Raw genomic sequence first — 19097 nt, forward strand, 5'->3', positions numbered from 1 at the left:
ACGATCGCATAGGATCATCGAAAAACTGTTGGTAAAAGATAGAATAGTCTTCAGACTAAACGATATACTTACGTATCATCATCAGAGAGTTATTAATGAAATACGCAGCATGCATCGAATACAATGGTACCGCTTATTATGGCTGGCAACGTTTATCGCATGGCCCTTCAGTGCAAGGTGAAGTAGAAAAGGCGCTTTCCTCGGTTGCAAATCACGCTATAGATTTAACGTGCTCAGGTCGAACTGATAGTGGTGTTCATGGAATAGGTCAAATCGTACATTTTGAATCTGATGCTGTACGCACTGAAAAAGCATGGATTATGGGAACAAATACCAATCTGCCTGATGATATTGCGTTGCGCTGGATTCAACCTGTAGATGATGAATTTCATGCGCGCTTTGCTGCGCTTTCAAGGCGCTACCGATATATCATTCTGAATCAACCAACACGTCCTGCATTATTGGATAAGAAAGTTTGCTGGTTTCGATACCATCTTGATGAAAATGCTATGCAAGATGCTGCAAGCAAATTATTAGGCGAGAATGACTTCAGTAGCTTTCGAGCGGCTGGTTGTCAGGCAAAACATGCGATGCGTGAGTTACAGGAAATCACAGTGACACGTGATCATCGATATATCTATGTTGATATCGTCGCCAACGCTTTTTTGCATCATATGGTTAGAAATATTGTGGGTAGTTTATTTCTGGTGGGAACTGGCGATAAATCACCGCAGTGGTTTACAGAACTCTTGGAAATAAAAGATCGAACACAGGCAGGAATAACTGCACCTGCCTGTGGTTTGTATTTTGTCAGTGTTAAATACCCTGAAAGATTTAATTTGCCTGACGTTGCTTCGCCACCATTTTATGGTTTGTGACAAGTTCTGATGGGGTTTCGAAAATAATCTTATAAAAACTGCCTGAAAGTAGGGGGGTGACTTATTATTCAGTTTATTTAAATGAGGTGATTTCCCAGTCTCGTTTAGTGCCAACCTCACGTAATCTCTCATCCGGATCAACAACAATAGGTGTATCTACTATTTCTAATAAAGGTAGGTCATTGATTGAATCACTGTAGAAATAACTTCCCTCCATTGAATCATTATTCTTTTTCAACCAATCATTTAAACGCGTGACTTTGCCTTCTTGAAAACATGGGGTGCCCTCTATTTCCGTTGTATATTTTCCATCTATAATCTTTGGTTCGGTAGCGATTAGGTGTTTAATGCCTAAGTGAGTCGCGATAGGACGAGTGATAAAGCTATTGGTCGCAGTAATAATGACTAGCGTATCACCTTGGTTTTTGTGTTTATTCAATACTGTAGGGGTCTGAGGTTTTATTCTTGGTAAGATATAAGTTTGCATAAATTCTTGGTGCAAATTATTCAATTCTTCTCTGCTAATTAAAGACAGAGGTTTAAAGCTAAAAGCTGAAAACTCAACGATATCTAATGTGCCTTGTTTATATTGTTCATAAAAGTAGGTGTTTGCTTTTTCGTATTCATCGGCATCTACAAGTTTTTTAGAAACTAAAAAATTACCCCATTCATAATCGCTGTCCCCATCTAAAAGAGTATTGTCTAAATCGAATAATGCTAGTGCCATGCTGTTTCCTGCTTATTAAATATTAATTCCCTTATTGTATCGCTAAAAATTTGCTGATTCACTGCCGATGTGGAAGAATCGACTTAATTAATAGTTTTGGAGAATATCGTGATTGATGATGACGGCTTTCGAGCCAATGTTGGTATCATTCTATCTAATTGCGATGGTGAAGTATTTTGGGGAAAAAGAATTGGCCAGACATCCTGGCAGTTTCCACAAGGTGGTATAGATGAAGGTGAGACACCACTTGAAGCGATGTTTAGAGAATTGCATGAGGAAACAGGTTTGCGTGAGAAACATGTTGAGGTAGTAGGCTCTACTCAAGACTGGTTGCGTTACCGCCTTCCCAATAAAATGGTTCGTCGTTGTAATAATGGAAAAGTGTGTATTGGTCAGAAGCAGCGTTGGTTCCTGTTAAAACTTACCTGTGATGATTCTTCGGTTGATTTGGAAGCATGTGATGTGCCTGAGTTTGATGGCTGGCGTTGGGTTAATTATTGGCTACCCGCAAAAGAGGTCGTATACTTTAAACGAAGAGTGTATGAGCGTGCGTTACAAGAACTTGCTCCTCTGACACTAATAGGTCACCCATCTACCATTGATTCTGATGATGAAGATAGCAGAGAAGTCGGCTAGCTACTTGGGGCAGTTAATCACTGTCCTGAGTTAATTTATTGTCCGCTACTAAATAGCTAAAAAATAGAAATAATAAAGAGTATTAACTTGTCTCCTAGTGAAAACAGACTGATTCCCTATCTGGAAAAATATGGAAGTCATTGTATGGCTTATACAAGCCTAGAACCCTGCATGAAATATTTTGTTATGGAGGATATTGGCTATATCGCCTATATCGATTTCAAGCATTGGTTTTGGTCTCGCAAAGAGCGCAAAATAGTACTTTCTAATCCCGTCTGTCATCCTGACAACTACAGAAAAATGCTGGATGCTTTTATCTATAAATTTTCAGATGTGATTTTTGTACAAACGTCTCGCAGTTTTGCTGAAGTGCTTGATGAAGCAGGTTATCAAACAAATATTTTCGGTATTGAAACTGAAATACCTATTTCAGACTTTAGTCTGGCAGGTAAGCAGCGGGCAAAGCTAAGGCAATGGCAAAATAAATGTAAGCGTGAAGGTGTTTCTGTATTTGAAAAAAATATTTCTGATATGTCAGATACGGAAGAGCAACAAGCGATTTCGCAGATTTCTGAAAGTTGGTTGAAGAATAAAGGTGGAAGTGAATATAGCTTTCTAGTTCGACCGCTTAGAGCGGAAACCGAAAAAGATGTGCGTTATTTCTGGGCTTACCAGAATGATAAATTAATAGCTTTTGCTACCTTTGATCCAATCTATCGAGACGGTAAGGTTGTTGCCTATTATCACAATATTGATCGTATTGCTGATAATGTCCCACACGGCACCAGCGCAACGATTATTTTAGCGGCAATCGAGGTTTTTAAAACTGAGGGCGTCGAAGTTGTAAATCTGGGGATGTCACCGTTGTTTTTGCAAAGAGGATTATCGCAAGAGCTCAATTATAATAAATTGACTCGAAAAGCCTTCTGGTATGCCTTCGAAAAATTAAATTATATCTACCCATTCCAGGGGAATGCTTCACACAAAAAGAAATTTAATGGTAAAGCGAATCCCGTCTATATTTCAGGTACTAATGGTACCGGTTTGAGGGAAGTATTTGCGATGGTTAAAGCGAATGGCATGATTTGAATTACACTGATTTGATTGCATCTTACCAATTTAAACGTGTAAAAAAACGCCTCAAAGTAGGGGGGTGGCTTAGTGAAAATTAAGCGGTTGAAGTGATTAAATTTGATATAAGTCTCTTGTTTAATACTAGTGCTGGCAATATTATGCCGCTCTCCAAACTTAGAATAAAATTTTATGAGTGATTTCATACCGCCATACCCGAAACGTCACACTAAAGAAATAAATCCGTTTCAAGCGCTTTACTATGCACAACAAGACTTGCTCTCTATCTGGGATGAGGAATCATTCGAAGTAGAGTTTATGCATCGGAAAATTCTGAAGCAGAATATTTTTATTGCGAATTCTCCAGACTTAGTGCGCTATATCTTCGTAGAAGCGAAAGAAAATTATGAGCGTAAGAGTCCTCAAATGAGACGAGCGCTTGAGCCTTTACTGGGTGATGGGTTGTTCATAAGTGATGGTGATACCTGGGCGAGTAGACGCAAAATTCAAATGCCACTTTTTGATTCTGCACATATCAAAATGTTTAGTAGGGTGATGACCTCCACGATTCATGAAATGGCAGAAGAATGGGCGAAAGTACCTGAAGGTGGAGAGGTAAATGTTCACACAGAGATGGGTAAGCTGACTGCTGAAATCATCGCAAGAACCTTGTTTGGGGAAAAATTAGGTTCTGAGAATAGTGCTGCTGTGGTTGATGCTTTTGCCGCTTATCAGTCAGTAGTAAAGCAAATGGCATTAAGTAATTTTCTCGGATTGCCGGATTGGTGGCCAAATGTTAATGCTAAAGTGGGCAAGGCGCGTAAGGCAGCAAAAACAATTCATAATGCTGTCGATGCAATCATTGCGAAAGCCGAAGAAGGTGGTCATGACGGGACATTGGTTGCCGAACTGTTAAAAGCAAACCAGACTGAAAGTGGTATCGATACCATGACTAAGGAACAAATTCGCAATGAATTAATTGTTTTATTTATGGCTGGTCATGAAACTACTGCTAATGTGTTGGCGTGGACTTGGTACCTGATTTCACAAGCGCCTGAGGTTGAAAAAAAGCTTCACGCAGAGTTAGATGAAGTTTTGCAAGGAAGAACGCCTGAATTTGCAGATGTTGATAAGCTAAAATATACACGCGCGATTCTCGATGAGACCATGCGTTTGTATCCGCCGGTTCCAATTTTATCCAGAGAAGCGCTCGAAGGAGATACTATTCGAGGTAAGAAAGTACCACCGGGTTCGATTATGTTGATTGTTCCATGGTTAATTCAACGTCATAAAAAATATTGGGATAAGCCGGATCATTTTATACCTGAACGCTTTATGCCGGATGCGCCTAAGCCAATTAAATTTACCTATATCCCTTTTAGTGCTGGTCCTAGAGTGTGTTTGGCGAAAAATTTCGGAATTATCGAATCTGTTTTATCAATTGCTATTTTGGCTCAAAAATTCCGATTGTCACTCGATGAAAATCAGAAAGTTGAGCATGAGTGCCGCCTGACATTAAGGCCAAAAGGGCGTTTACCAATGAAAATTCAGAATAGAAATTAATGAGTTAACGCTTTATTTATATGGTATTTATTAAGTGAAAAATGGTTTGTGCGGCTTTTATTGTTACTCTGGATTCTTCTGTTATAAACATAGCCTGTAATTAAGTGACAGAAGCTATGCACGAAAGGTGCAATATCATGTAGAATCCCTCACATAATTAGGATGTGAGATCTCCTCAAGGATAGTTCATTGTCAGAAGTAAAAAAGAAAATTGCCGTTGTCGGTATGGCTTGTCGTTTCCCAGGTGAAGCCTCTTCACCAGATGCTTATTGGGATGTGTTGAAAAATGGTAAAGATGTCGTCACAGAAGTCAGTTCAGAACGTTGGGGAACTGATTTTTACAAACATCCAAACAAAAAAGAACCCGGTAAAAGTTATACCTTTGCTGCAGGTGTTCTGCCACAAGTAGATGAATTTGATGCGGCTTTCTTTGGGATATCCCCTCGTGAAGCGGCACAGATGGATCCTCAGCAACGTCTTCTTTTAGAATTAACATGGGAAGCGTTAGAAGACGGCAAACAAATTCCGCAGTCTCTAGCAGGATCTCAATGTGCTGTATACGTTGGTATAGCGAGTACTGATTACGCGCATCGCCGCATGGATGATTTGAGTTCGTTAGATCCTTACTCAATGACAGGTAATACAGCCAGTATTGCATCTAATAGAATTTCCTATATTTATGATTTGCATGGGCCAAGTGTTTCCGTAGATACGGCCTGTTCATCTTCTTTAGTTGCTCTTCATCAGGCATGTAATGCTATTTGGAATGGTGATGCTCCTTCAGCGATAACTGGCGGCGTGAATATGTTGCTTCATCCGTTTGGTTTTGTCGGTTTCTCAAAAGCTTCTATGTTATCTCCTCGCGGTCGCTGTCGTGCTTTCGATGCTACTGGAGATGGTTACGTAAGATCTGAAGGCTCTGCTGTTTTATTCTTAAAACCTTTGGAAGATGCAGAAGCCGATGGCGATCCTATACATGCTGTAATCGTTGACACGGCGATAAATAGTGATGGTCGTACAAATGGAATCACATTGCCAAGTACTGAAGGCCAAGCTGGCTTATTAGAAACGATTTACAGCCGTGCAGGAATTCATCCAAATGATCTTAGTTATTTGGAAGCGCATGGAACAGGCACGGCAGTAGGTGACCCCTTAGAAGCTGGAGCGCTGGCAAAAGTACTGGGAAGACCTCGCAAAAAATCATTGCCTATTGGTTCTGCAAAAACGAATCTTGGGCATCTTGAAACAGCTTCTGGTATGGCTGGTTTACTAAAAGTAATCTTAAGTCTAAAAAATAGAGCAATACCGCCTTCATTACACTTTGAAATACCTAACCCTAATATAGATTTTGAAGCTGATAAGTTATCCGTTGTTACTTCGTTTACACCATTAAGAGAACGAAAAAAACCATTACTAATGGGTGTTAATTCATTCGGTTTTGGTGGAGCAAACGCGCATATTATTGTTGAGGAATATAAGAAAGAGAAAACAAAAAAATCCTCAAATGCGAAAAAAGTTAAAAATGAAGCACTTATAAATAATGCACTTGCAAATAAAGAAGAGCAACACGCTGCACATTCTCCTCTATTGCTTTCAGCTAAAAGTGAAAATGCGCTAAAAGCCATGGCTGGTCAGTATCGTGATTTATTACAGAGTGCGAGTGAAGATTTTGATGATATTTCATACTCAGCTTATAAAACTCGTCAGAAGTTTGATCATGGCTTAGCGATAAATGCTGATACCGTAGAAGAAGTTGTCGAGTGTTTGCATGCTTATTCTCAAGGTGAAATTCATACTGGCGCTACAGCAGGAACAAAAGTAGAGATTCAAAACAAAAACTCTTTGAATAAAGACGGTGGAGTGAAACTTGCGCTTGTATTTTCCGGTAATGGATCACAATGGCAGGGAATGGGGTGCGAACTATTAGAAAAAGAACCTCTTTTTCTGGAAACAGTAATCAAAGTTAATGAGTTGATTAATGATTATGATGATATTTCTTTAATCGATGAGTTTAAGGCTTCAGAGGAAAACTCACGACTACATCTAACTGAAGTTGCTCAACCTCTATTATTTGCATTACAAGTTGGCGTAATTAAAGTTCTCGAATCTAAAGGCTTAAAAGCGGATGCTGTTATTGGCCATAGTGTTGGTGAAGTAGCGGCAGCATGGGCAGCAGGGGCTTTGGATTTAGCTCAGGCAACTGAAGTTATTTATAGAAGAAGCCATGCACAGGGTAAAACCAGTGGCATGGGTAGAATGGCTGCAGTCGCTATTAGTGAATCAGATGCTAATGAATTAATATCAGAACTACTTCTTGATAGTGATGTGTCAATTGCCGGAATCAATAGTCCCAAATCTGTCACGCTGTCTGGCTCGTTGGAGTCTCTGCAGTTAATTGAAAGTAACTTAAAACAGAATAGTATTTTTTGCCGCATTCTCGATTTGGATTATGCCTTTCATAGCAGTGCTATGGATCCTGTTAAAAATGAAATTCAGACGTCTTTGAAAGAATTGAAGCCTCAGAAATCCAAGATAGAATTTTTCTCTACAGTCAGTGGGGACTTATTCAAAGGTGAAGACCTAGACGCAAATTATTGGTGGGAGAATATTCGAAAGCCGGTTCTTTTCTCTAATGCTATGGGTAATATGTTGGATGAAGGTTATCAAGTTTATCTTGAGATCGGGCCTCATCCGGTACTTCGAACTTACGTTAATGAGTGTAGCAGAGCTAAGGATGTATCATCTCTGGCATTAACAACGATTAAGCGTCAAAGTGAAACTAAAACTGGTTTATTAAGTGGGCTCTACAGCTGTTATCTTGCTGGATGTAACTTGGATGAAACAGTTCTTTTTCCTAAAAAAGTTAGTCAATATGTTGATTTGCCTCATTACCCATGGCAAAAAGAGAGGCACTGGTATTCTTTGACTGCGGAAGGATCAGATCTTGTAAATAGAGATCGAGTGCACCCTCTATTAGGTTATCGCTTAAAGAATCATGAAGCGTGCTGGGAAAATCAAGTAGATGTCGAAATCTTATCTTATTTGAATGATCATGTCGTAGATGGTGGTGCAGTGATGCCTGCTGCTGCTTTTGTAGAAATGGCTTTAGCAGCTTCTAAAGAATGGTTTTCAACGGATGAAGACCAGAAGAAACAATGGGAAATAGAAAATTTAGAAATCAGAGCTCCAATAGTCTTAGATCATGGTAAGTCATTACTTTTCAAATTATTTCCTAAAGATGGTAGCTTCATCATTAGTAGTCGAGATCGTCTGAGTGAAAGTCAGTGGTCAGAAAATGTTGTTGGTAGGCTGTTAGGTAAAACCAATAAGAAAGTGCCAGAAAACTATGCGCTAAATAGTTTCGTTACAAACTCAAATCATACTATCTCGTCCAAAGGGCATTACAAATTAACTGAATCAGTTGGTTTGAGCTATGGTCCAACCTTTCAGGGAATTGACGAAGTATGGGTTTCATCGCTGAGTGCTATAGCCAAAATTAAAAGCGAAAGCCAATTAAATATAGACAATAGTTTATATTTATTACATCCCGCTTTGCTTGATGCTGGTTTTCAGGTACTGGTAGATATTTTCTCTAATAAGATTGAAAACGGAAATCAAGCCGCATTAATACCTGTTCAAATAGGTAAGCTCTATTACTATTCATCGTCCATAGAAAACCTGTCTTATTTACATGTGAATGTAACTAAACAAAGCCCTCAATCAGTAGTTGCTGATTATTTATTGCTGGATTCTGAAGGAGCGGTCTTAGTTGAATTGAAAGACTGTCGTTTCAGAGGTGTCCAGCTGATGCGCAGTGCGGCTTTATTACCAGCGTGTTATGAATTCCAACCATTCTTAATGCCTCTTAATGATTCTGCTTCGGTTTCTCCGGTTGCGGAGCCTGCTGTATTAGTCAGTAATGCTGTTGAGTTTTTAAAAGATCATGAATCTACTCTGCAAAGAGATAGGCATTATCAGGAAGTTTTACCATTATTTGATTTAATGGTGTCCATGTTTGCTTGGCAAGCAATACAAACGTTAAATCCAAAAGGAGATGAGTTCACTCTTCAATCATTAGCGGAACAAGCTCATATTGAATCTGTAAAGCTTCCTTTATTATCTCGTTTACTCGAGATTTTAGTAGAAGATGATTTAGCTACTTTTGAAAATGATCAATGGCTATTAGTAGCATCAAGTGACTTGCCTTCTGCAGAGGATATTTGGCTTTCGGTTCTTGGTGATTCACCTGATTATCTTCCAGAGTTAATGCTATTAGGACGATGTGGCAAACATTTAGCTGATGTTTTACAGAATAAAGTCGATGCTAAAAATTTGTTATTTTCCAATAAAAGTAGCATTCAAGAACATTGGAGTGGTGCTTCTCCTAGTAACTTGAGCATGAACCTAGCCCTACGAAATATTTTAAGTGAAATAGTATCTGACTGGCCTGCAAATAAACGACTTAGGGTTTTAGAAATTGGTGGTAACGATACAGAAATCAGCCAACAAATATTACCTGTTCTTCCAGAAGATCAGTGTGATTACCTATACGTACATCACGATGAAGAGTTGCTATTAAAAGCGGACTTTTCATTAGAAGATTGGGACTTTGTAAATACTCAACAAATAGACTTAAGTCAGGATATTTCTAACAGTTTATTAAATGATGCTAAATTTGACATAGTCATTGCAGCCAATACCTTATATCGATCAGATGACTGCGCCAAAGCGCAAGAAAATATCAAAAAGGTCCTTTCACCTAAAGGGGTTATGTTGTTGATTGAAAGACAATCAGACCGTTTTATGGATATGACTTTTGGTTTGCAAGCTGATTGGTGGATACATACCTCTGATGTGACTAGACCATCTCCGCTTCTTATGACAGCTAATTCCTGGCGTTCAGATTTGAAGGATTTAGGCTTTGATCAAGTCGAGTTGTTAGTTGAACCAGAAGCTACAGGTGATGTTGGTGCCTTTATGGTTATAGCAAATCATAATCATACTGTAGAAATTGAAAAAACAGCTACCAAAGAGAGCGAAATTCAAAACTGGATGATTTTGAAAGATGATGATGAAATCTCTAGTTCATTATCGCATGCAGTAATTACAGAATTGAATAAAGCAGGTCATCAAGTCATTCTGGTTGAAACAGGTGAAACCTATAAACGCCTGGGTCCTATGCATTTTTCATTGAATTTTGATTCCAGCAACAATGAAAAAGAAGAACATTTTGATCACATCCTTTCTACCTTAAAGAAACAAGAGGTGAGTTGTGATGTGATCGTGCATTTGATGGGCTTACGTTGGTATAACGAAACCGAATCTAGTGAAGTTGAAGATATACAGCTTGGACTTCAAAATTTAAGGTGTAGCAGTACAATAGATTTGGTTAAAGGCTTAGAAAAGTCTGGCGTAACAAAAATGCCTCAATTAAAAATTGTAACTTCTGGTGGTGCAACACTGGCAGAGGATAATCAGGACTTTTTGTTTGAGTCAAATCCATCGCAAGCGCCATTGTGGGGACTTGGAAGAGTCATCATGAATGAGCATCCGGATCTTGATTGCAAGCTTATTGATTTGCAGGGGAAATTTGATTTAGATATAACTAGCCGCGTTCTTATGAACGAATTGATGCTGGTAAGTACTGAAAACAATGAAAACGAAGTCATTGTTAATGAAAACGTACGTCATGTAATGCGTATGAAACGTACAGATCTACGTCCGAAAGTGGTTACTAAGAAGATAAAGAATGCGAAAAACGTTAAAACAACAACTGCGAAAATCAAAAAAGACATAGATTACTGTTTGAAATTTAGTTCTCCGGGGCAGCTCAAAAATTTAATTTGGCAAGAATTATCAGAAAACTTCTGTAGAGCAGATGAGATACAAATAAAACCTCATGCAGCAGGACTTAACTTTCGAGATGTCATGTACGCAATGGGGCTTCTCTCTGATGAAGCAGTAGAAAACGGTTTTGCTGGTCCAACCTTAGGAATGGAAGTTTCTGGATTTGTGACGAAGGTAGGTAGTGCTGTTACTGAGTTCAAAGCAGGAGATGAAGTCGTTGGTTTTGCTCCGGCTTGTTTTAGTTCAAGAGTCATTACTCAAACCACCGCTATAACTCATAAGCCCAAAGATTGGAGTTTTGAAGAAGCGACGACAATACCTACAACTTTTTTCACTGTTTATTATGCCCTCAAGCACTTAGCACAAATTGAGCCAGGTGAAAAAATATTGATCCATGGAGCTGCTGGTGGAGTGGGAATTGCTGCTATTCAATACGCGAGATATTGTGGTGCTGAAATTTTTGCTACCGCGGGAAGTGATGAAAAGAGAGATTTTGTTCGATTACTAGGTGCAGATCACGTAATGGATTCCAGGTCTTTAGCATTTGCTGATGAGATCATGGAAATAACCAATGGTTCGGGTATTGATATAGTATTGAATTCTCTGGCGGGTGAGGCTATTACAAGAAATCTGTCAGTATTAAAACCATTTGGTCGATTCCTTGAGTTGGGAAAACGTGACTTCTATGAGAATAGTAAAGTTGGGTTAAGACCGTTTAGAAATAATATTTCCTATTTTGGTATCGATGCAGATCAGTTACTGATTGAAAGACCTGAGCTAGCTAATCGTCTCTTTAAAGAAATGATGAAGTTATTTGATGACGGTAGTTTAAGGCCTATGCCTTACCGAGCTTTCCCTGCCACTCGAATTGAAGATGCATTTCGTTATATGCAACAATCAAGACAAATAGGTAAGGTTGTTGTTTCATTTGAAAATGGTAACTCGATATCTCAAGATGATATTCATCCATTACCAGTTAAAGATGAAGAATTAGTCTGTGATTCAAAAGCTAGTTATTTAGTCACCGGTGGGCTCAGTGGTTTTGGTTTAAAAACAGCTTGTTGGTTGGTGGATAAGGGTGCCAGATCATTAGTGCTAGTGAGTAGAAGTGCCAATGTTTCCAAAGCAGATGAAGAAACAAAAGCGATATTAGACTCACTTAAGGTCAAGGGTGTGAGTATTTATACTCGCGCTTGTGACGTTACTAATATGAAGGCTGTAACTAAATTAGTGTCTGAGATTCAAAAAGATATACCGCCATTAAAAGGTGTTGTTCATGCAGCAATGGTTTTGGATGATGGGTTAATTCGAAATATGTCTCAAGAACAGTTGCTAACAGTAATGCAGCCTAAAGTAATGGGTGGCTGGAATTTACATAAGGCTACAACTGATATTGATCTTGATCTCTTCGTATTGTATTCGTCTGCCACTACTTATGTCGGCAATCCAGGTCAGGCTAACTATGTTGCTGCAAATAGTTATCTCGAGTCTTTAGCCGCGTATAGAAAGTCATTAGGTCTGTCTGCAAATTATGTAGCCTGGGGTGCGATCTCTGATGTGGGTTATTTAGCACGAAACGAGGAAACCAAAGAAGCGTTACAATCACGTTTAGGCGGTGAAGCATTAAACTCGGATAAAGCGCTTAAAATGTTAGAAAAAATAATACTTAGCGATAAGGTCGGTGTTGGAGTTATAGATTTGGATTGGGGGGTCATACAACGTGTAATGCCTGCTGCTAACTCTCCAAAATATGACGAGTTGAAGAGAATGGTCAAAACATCAGACAGTGACCATTTTGAAGATATTCAGACGCTGATTACAAATCTGGGGCAGGCGGAGATTCAAGAGCTTGTTGTAGATTTGTTACTTGATGAGATAGAACAGATATTGCGTTTGCCAAGAGAGAAACTTGATGTAGAGAGGTCAATTTTTGATCTAGGTATGGATTCGTTAATGGGTATGGAACTCGTGTTAGCGATTGAAGAACGTTTTGGGGTTAAATTGCCAGTAATGGCGTTGACCGAAGGGGCTAATATTCTCCGAATAGCAGAAAGAATTACCGAGCAATTATCTGAGTCTGATGATGATTCAATGGCCCCTGATTCAGATCTAGCTAATAATAAATCAGAACATGAAGAAAGTATTTCTGTCGCAGCATCTCGTCACGGTCATGCAGAAAATATGACTGAGAAAGAAGCTGAAGAGTTATCGAAGAAACTTATCGAAGATGCAATGAAGCATTAACCAGTGGTAAAGTAAACGGATGTCAAAAATTAAAAAGAGTAACTTGTTCGGTTTGAGCGGGTCTGTGAAAGACCAACTAGCACAAAAAATGCTAGAAAAACGCTTAAAGAAAGTCACAGAAGCCAAGATGCAGAACGGTGATGTGTTAAGAACAAGAAAGTCACTTCAATCAAATTCGAAGATACCTGATGAATTTTGTCGATTTGATATGTTTCCTGGTTACCAACAAATCAGAATCTTGGAAGCGGGCGGAAAACAATTAGGCGTACCCAGTCCTTTCTTTAAAGAACATGAAGGTGTTGCTGGTAATACGACCACTATCAATGGTCATGAATATATTAACTTTGCCAGTTACAACTATCTGGATTTGTGTGGGCATCCTGAAGTTTCTGAAGCGGCAAAACAAGCTATCGATAAATATGGTACTTCTGCATCTGCGAGTCGACCTGTGGCGGGTGAAAGACCTATTCAGCGTGAATTGGAAATTGCCTTAGCGAAAAAATACGAAGTCGATGATTGTATTGTTTTTGTCAGTGGGCATGCGACGAATGTCACCACCATTGGTTATTTGTTTGGTCCTAAAGATTTAATTTTACATGATTCTTTGATTCACAACAGTGTCGTTCAAGGCGGTCAATTATCGGGTGCAACTCGTCTACCGTTTCCGCACAATGATTGGCAAGCTCTGGATGAATTGTTATTTCAGCAACGAAGAAATTATGAGCGAGTGCTGATAGTTATCGAAGGCATCTATAGCATGGATGGTGATTATCCCGATCTGAAACGTTTTATAGAAATCAAAAAACGTCACAAAGCTTTTTTGATGGTAGATGAAGCTCATTCTTTGGGGGTTCTGGGTGAAAAAGGCCACGGACTTCAAGAGCAGGAAGGTGTAGACGGGCATGAAGTTGATTTATGGATGGGTACACTTAGTAAAACGTTAGCGAGTTGTGGCGGTTATATCGCAGGTGAAAAAGCACTGGTTGAACACCTTAAGTATTCAGCTCCCGGGTTTTTGTACAGTGTAGGGATTTCTCCACCGCTAGCAGCTTCTGCAATTACTGCTTTAAAAATACTAGATCGTGAACCAGAGCGCGTTGAAAGCCTCAAAGCTCGTGGTCAGCAATTTTTGAAATTAGCTAAAGAAAAAGGATTGAATGTTGGGTCGAGCGCAGGTTTATCAGTCATTCCTATCATAACAGGTAGCTCAGCAACTGCTGGAAGACTTGCTAATGCGTGTTTTGAGCGTGGTATCAATGTCCAACCTATTTTTTATCCTGCAGTGCAAGAAGGTATGGCGCGCCTACGTTTCTTTATCTGTTCTTCTCATACTGAAGAGCAAATAGAACAGACCATCGATATTCTCGTTGAAGAAATGGGCAAGTTTTAATAGACGATGGTTCTATTAAAGAATGAGAGTCCGTCTGCTCAAGCTAAAAAAAGAATTATTTTTTGCACCTACGCCAGCATTTATTCCTCCAAAGTTATGGAAATGCTCATAGCAGATAATGATATAGAACTAGTAGGGGTCATAAACTCTACCCGTGTATTAAGTACTAAATATGGTCATTTAAGTGGTGCGCTTAAACAAATAAAAACATCTGGCTTACGATACTCGAGTTATCTTTTTATGGTGACCGATGCATTTAAAGCATTACAGCCCTTTTTCTTGCTCCAGAAATGGCCATTACGAGATGTACATCGATTGGCTAAATTACATGATATTCCCGTTCACGATACCAAAGACATTAATTCTATAGACTCCGTTGAATTTATAAGATCAGTGACTCCTGATTTTTTATTGGGCAGTCATTTCAATCAATTAATAAAAAAAGATGTTTTAGCATTAGACTCGCTTCAATGTATCAATATACATCCTTCATTACTCCCCAAATATCAAGGTGTTGATCCGGTGTTCTTCGCGATGAATGATGAGCAAAAAACAATTGGTGTTACTGTGCACATGATGGCAGAAACATTCGATTCAGGAGAGATACTCATGCAGCGTGCGTATGATGTCGATAAAACCAAATCGTTGTTTTTTAATAATTGTTTGTTGTTTCAAGAAGGTATTAGATTAACCTTGAAATGGATTAAAACGGATCAAAAGCAACTTTTACCGACCAGTACTGAAAATCTCAGTGGCAATTACGATTCTTGGCCAACCTCAAAGAATGTCAAAAACTTTAAAAAAATGGGTAATCGTTTTATCTCCTTAACAGGGCTTTGGAAGCAGCAATAAACAATAATGACAAAGAATTCTTACTTTAAAAGCTGTGGCTATACCGCTGATTCAATGATTAAATCAGTGGTTGGACCTGACCTTGATCTTAACAATATTCCGCCATTTCTAAGGACTATGCTAGTCACAGATGGGACTGTAACCAAATCGCTTGAAGCCTGGTTTTGGGAACCCATTAGCATCACTCCTTTAAACAATACTTTGAAAATTCTAAGTCATAAAGTTGATGGTTTGGAGGTTAATGCAGGGGATAAAGTATTGCAACGTGAAGTGTATTTAAAAGGGGACCATAGTGGTCAATTATTTGCTGCAGCCAGGTCAACGGTATCTTTACAGCATTTACCAGAGCATATAGGCAAACGTTTAGAAGAAGGTGAAATAGGTATTGGTGAACTGTTAAGAGAGCAGGGTGTGGAAACCTACAGAGATATTTTTGATGTTAATTATATAAAATCTGCACCTGCTGAAGACGCACTAACCAATCAACTTCCCGGTGAAATAATTGCTCGAAGTTATCGTATTCGGGTTAATGGTCATCCTGCGATTATTGTCACAGAGTTTTTTCCAATTAGCATTTATAGTTAAAAAAAGCCCTCAAAGTAGGGGGGTGTAAATTAACTATTGTTATTATGATGATCGCTTATAGATCAGTATTTTTACGCCCCTTCCTTGTGTTTCTTTATAAACCCTTGGCGGTTTGATTTCCTCTATCAATTGGTAATTTGGCGCAAACTCTTCCATCTTGCTGAGCAAGAATTCCTTGCTGCTCTCTCCTTCAATTTGAGTCGCATTGATGCACATCATCAATTGGCTATCAAAATCCATAAAGCTATCCAGTCGACGAATAATCTTAGCGTAGTCTTTTGCGATATCGACACTTCCTTTTTGTAAGGTTGGAGGATCACAAATCAATAAGTCATAAGGGCCAAATTTTCTTATTCTGCTGAAAGATTTAAAGATGTCCAGTTTCTGGAAGCGTACGTTATCCAGATCATGGTTATTGAGTCGATGATTAGTTCGGCCGATATTCAATGCAGCACTGCTCATATCAATATTCAATACAGACTTTGCACCGCCTTCGATTGCAGCGACAGAAAAACCGCAGGTATACGAAAATAAATTCAGAATACGTTTACGATAGCTGTGTTGCTTAACCCATTGACGGCCATTCCTCATATCTAGAAATAAGCCAGTATTTCTCGCTTTTCCTAAAGTTATCTGGAATTTTAAATCATCTTCTAAAACTTCCAGCCTTTGCACAGGACTAGATGGCTCATCACTGTGAATCTCGTCTATAGGTCCATGCGATAAGTAACGGTGTTGCAACAATACCTTTTTTGCATCTGGAAGTTTTTTTCTAAGTTCTGTAGCTGATTCGTCTATAGCAGTTGTGGATTCCTTGGCAAACAGGGTAATCAAAATAATCGGTGGTAACCAGTCAATCGTTACATGATGTAAACCTTCATAGGCATGCCCTCTACCATGAAAAATTCGTTGAGCTTGTTCAAGTTCACTAGAATTAGTAGGGAGATGCAGGTTATCTAACAAGACAGATAAGTTAGTTATAAGGTCAGGCATAGTCGTTTACTTGATGTGGCTTTAAATGAATCGGTTGAGCTATTGAATTATTTATATTTTTTACCATTAACTGAGATCCAGCCTCCAGCCTTTTTACCTTTTGGGTCGTGGTGAGTCCAATGAATCACTCCGCCACGGTTATTCCATTCATAACGTCCTTGTAAGCTGATTTTATCATTCTGTTTAATCGGAACGCGTGGCGCAAGATCAATATTATGAGAAACCAATAGAGTCATGCCATTTTCTACTTTGATTAAGAATTTCTGGTGACGACTGCCTGTTAAATCATCTTTTAATAGTTTGATGACAGTTGCATTCAAGCCAACCCAGAATCGTGAATTGGTTTGATCTTTTGCTTTTTCAAGTTGTGCGAGTGCCTGAGTCTGATGCTTATTGCTGAACAGTTGATCTTTTTGTATATCAGAACTATTGTGATTTTCACTGAGTTCGACGTGTGAGTTATCAGAGTTTTTAAAATTGGTGTTGTAATAGTTGATGCCAGTTGCAATTGCAGCGGCCACTAACATAAAGATAATACGTCTGACTTTTCTATTTAACTGACGCTTAAAGGGATAATTTCTTCTTTTTTTATTGTTGGTTTTTAAGGTCATATTTGGAGGTCTGAATGTCGTTAGCTAAATGAAAAATCGTGTTAATGTATGGCTATGATAATTGATTCAATACTAACTTGTCCTAATTGTAACCATAAATTTCAAGAACAAATGCCCGAGAATACGTATCAATCTAGTTTTCGTTGTCCTGAATGCAAAGAGGTGATTAAAACCAAAAAAGGTGAGTGTTGTGTTTACTGCAGTTATGGTGATTATCCTTGTCCTCAAGCACAAATTATCGGTTCTTCATGCTGTAGTCCAGATTAACTTCTATACTCTTTACAATTTAATATAGAAAGAGAGAAAAAAATGAGCGAACAATCCTTTGCAAGCGGCGGCTGCTTATGTGGAAAAGTTACGTATACCTTGGCAAACGAACCGGCACGAATGGCACAATGTCATTGTGATCACTGTCGACGCTCTACAGGCACAGGGCATATGTCTCTCGCTTTCTTCAAGAAAGAAGATGTCAAAATTGCAGGGCAAACAAGTTCTTACACAACAACGGCAGATGATGGTGCGCAGTTAACACGTCATTTTTGTCCTGATTGCGGTAGCAGGTTGTTTGGTACGAATACTTCTGCGCCAGCAATCACTAGTATTGCCGTTGGTTGTGTTGATGATAGTTCTTGGTTTAAGCCGCAAGTCATTGTTTATAATAAAAAGAAACCAGTCTGGGACTGCATGGATGAGAGCATAAAAACGTTTGACGAAATGCCGCCACCTGCACCGAAATAAATTTGAATCTTAGACTTTAAATGCCTGCTATGAACTATCTATATCTTTGATACTACTAGAGTTAATGAGGGAATATTGTTTGGCATTTTTACCTTTTGTTTAAAATTTAAACCTTCACTTTTTACTTACTGTTAGGAGCAATACATATGACTTTATTCTTATGTCAGCTATGGCCATATCTGGCTGGTGGTTTGATTGGATGGTTACTCGCCGGCTGGTTAGCTAAACGACTTAAGCACGGTGAACCACCTGTTGAAAAAATTGTAGAAAAGCAAGTTGATAGAGTTGTAGATAATCCAAAACATTTATCGCTTATCAGTAAACTAGAAAGTGAAAATAGCCAAATAGCGGGACTACAGTCTCAAGTTGCAAGTCTAGAATCAGCGCGATCTAAAACGAGAGAAGTAACGGTAGATAAAGTTGTTAAGTCTGAAAAAATAGTCGAAGTAGATAATCCTGAGCATTTAAAGAAAATAAGCGAGCTTGAAGCTGAAATTCGTGCACTTAAAAGCGACGCATCAAAAGCTCCAGCTTCCTCAAGCAATACAAATACCTACGGTGTAGCGAGTACATCTACAACTGCCGCAACTCCAGCTGCTTCTACGCCATCTTCTGTTTCAACTCCTGTGACTAAGCCATCATCTTCACAAGGTTCAATGGTTGATCTGGATGCTGCAAAAAAAGCGGGTTTTAGAGTAAAACAAAAGAACGGACAAGACGATTTTACTATTGTTGAAGGAGTCGGACCAAAAATAAACGACTTAATCCATGCTGCCGATATTCACTACTACGCTGCTTTGGCAACAACATCAGTAGATGATATCCAGAAAATTCTCGATGATGCTGGGCCAAGATATAAGCTGGCAAAACCTGGCACATGGCCAGACCAAGCCAAAATGGCTGCGGAGAATAGATGGGACGCTTTAAAGAAGTGGCAAGATGAATTGGATGGAGGGCAATAA

The 19097-nt window shown here is 39.0% G+C and carries 14 protein-coding genes; 11 read left to right on the forward strand and 3 right to left on the reverse strand.

The genetic code is table 11. The features are described 5' to 3' along the window. The first annotated feature begins 95 nt into the window (after nt 1-95). Nucleotides 96-878, forward strand: a complete 783-nt coding sequence (gene truA, locus OO007_RS17110; RefSeq protein ID WP_325809705.1) for a tRNA pseudouridine(38-40) synthase TruA — start codon at nt 96-98, stop codon at nt 876-878. 73 nt (nt 879-951) lie between these two features. Here the strand turns inward: truA and OO007_RS17115 are convergent, their stop codons facing one another. Then, entirely contained in the window at nt 952-1605 is a 654-nt protein-coding gene (locus OO007_RS17115; RefSeq protein ID WP_325809706.1) for an HAD family hydrolase, read from the reverse strand. Nucleotides 1606-1713: 108 nt separating this feature from the next. On the opposite strand from OO007_RS17115, the gene OO007_RS17120 reads away from it, so the two are divergent. The 7 genes from OO007_RS17120 to OO007_RS17150 all read left to right on the forward strand — a co-directional run bounded on the left by OO007_RS17120 (nt 1714) and on the right by OO007_RS17150 (nt 15793). Then, complete coding sequence (locus tag OO007_RS17120; protein WP_131906446.1) at nt 1714-2241, forward strand: RNA pyrophosphohydrolase; 528 nt, start codon at nt 1714-1716, stop codon at nt 2239-2241. An 87-nt stretch (nt 2242-2328) separates the two neighbouring features. After that, on the forward strand, nt 2329-3330 hold the full coding sequence (locus OO007_RS17125) for a DUF2156 domain-containing protein (protein ID WP_325809707.1): 1002 nt from the start codon (nt 2329-2331) through the stop codon (nt 3328-3330). A 174-nt stretch (nt 3331-3504) separates the two neighbouring features. After that, nucleotides 3505-4875, forward strand: a complete 1371-nt coding sequence (locus tag OO007_RS17130; protein ID WP_131906444.1) for a cytochrome P450 — start codon at nt 3505-3507, stop codon at nt 4873-4875. Nucleotides 4876-5064: 189 nt separating this feature from the next. Then, entirely contained in the window at nt 5065-12966 is a 7902-nt protein-coding gene (locus tag OO007_RS17135) for an SDR family NAD(P)-dependent oxidoreductase (RefSeq protein ID WP_325809708.1), read from the forward strand. Nucleotides 12967-12985: 19 nt separating this feature from the next. Beyond that, nucleotides 12986-14356: an aminotransferase class I/II-fold pyridoxal phosphate-dependent enzyme gene (locus OO007_RS17140; RefSeq protein ID WP_131906442.1), complete on the forward strand. Its 1371-nt coding sequence runs from the start codon at nt 12986-12988 to the stop codon at nt 14354-14356. Nucleotides 14357-14458: 102 nt separating this feature from the next. Further along, entirely contained in the window at nt 14459-15208 is a 750-nt protein-coding gene (locus OO007_RS17145) for a formyltransferase family protein (RefSeq protein ID WP_325809709.1), read from the forward strand. 6 nt (nt 15209-15214) lie between these two features. Next, nucleotides 15215-15793 carry a chorismate--pyruvate lyase family protein gene (locus OO007_RS17150; RefSeq protein ID WP_325809710.1) on the forward strand — a complete coding sequence of 193 codons (579 nt, stop codon included), beginning with the start codon at nt 15215-15217 and terminating at the stop codon, nt 15791-15793. Nucleotides 15794-15835: 42 nt separating this feature from the next. On the opposite strand, the gene OO007_RS17155 is transcribed toward OO007_RS17150, so the two are convergent. Together OO007_RS17155 and OO007_RS17160 are read right to left on the reverse strand one after the other, a co-directional pair. Beyond that, nucleotides 15836-16786, reverse strand: a complete 951-nt coding sequence (locus OO007_RS17155; protein WP_325809711.1) for a class I SAM-dependent methyltransferase — start codon at nt 16784-16786, stop codon at nt 15836-15838. A 47-nt stretch (nt 16787-16833) separates the two neighbouring features. Next, nucleotides 16834-17397 (reverse strand): DUF3465 domain-containing protein, encoded by a 564-nt coding sequence (locus tag OO007_RS17160; RefSeq protein ID WP_325809712.1) that lies wholly within the window; start codon nt 17395-17397, stop codon nt 16834-16836. 54 nt (nt 17398-17451) lie between these two features. Between OO007_RS17160 and OO007_RS17165 the strand changes: the two genes are divergently transcribed. The 3 genes from OO007_RS17165 to OO007_RS17175 all read left to right on the forward strand — a co-directional run bounded on the left by OO007_RS17165 (nt 17452) and on the right by OO007_RS17175 (nt 19097). Continuing rightward, nucleotides 17452-17664, forward strand: a complete 213-nt coding sequence (locus OO007_RS17165) for a GDCCVxC domain-containing (seleno)protein (protein ID WP_279388059.1) — start codon at nt 17452-17454, stop codon at nt 17662-17664. Nucleotides 17665-17706: 42 nt separating this feature from the next. Then, nucleotides 17707-18135: a GFA family protein gene (locus OO007_RS17170; RefSeq protein ID WP_325809713.1), complete on the forward strand. Its 429-nt coding sequence runs from the start codon at nt 17707-17709 to the stop codon at nt 18133-18135. A gap of 146 nt (nt 18136-18281) precedes the next feature. Then, nucleotides 18282-19097: a hypothetical protein gene (locus OO007_RS17175; RefSeq protein WP_325809714.1), complete on the forward strand. Its 816-nt coding sequence runs from the start codon at nt 18282-18284 to the stop codon at nt 19095-19097.

It is taken from the genome of Cocleimonas sp. KMM 6892 (assembly GCF_035798195.1).
In the GTDB taxonomy this organism is placed as follows: domain Bacteria; phylum Pseudomonadota; class Gammaproteobacteria; order Thiotrichales; family Thiotrichaceae; genus Cocleimonas; species Cocleimonas flava.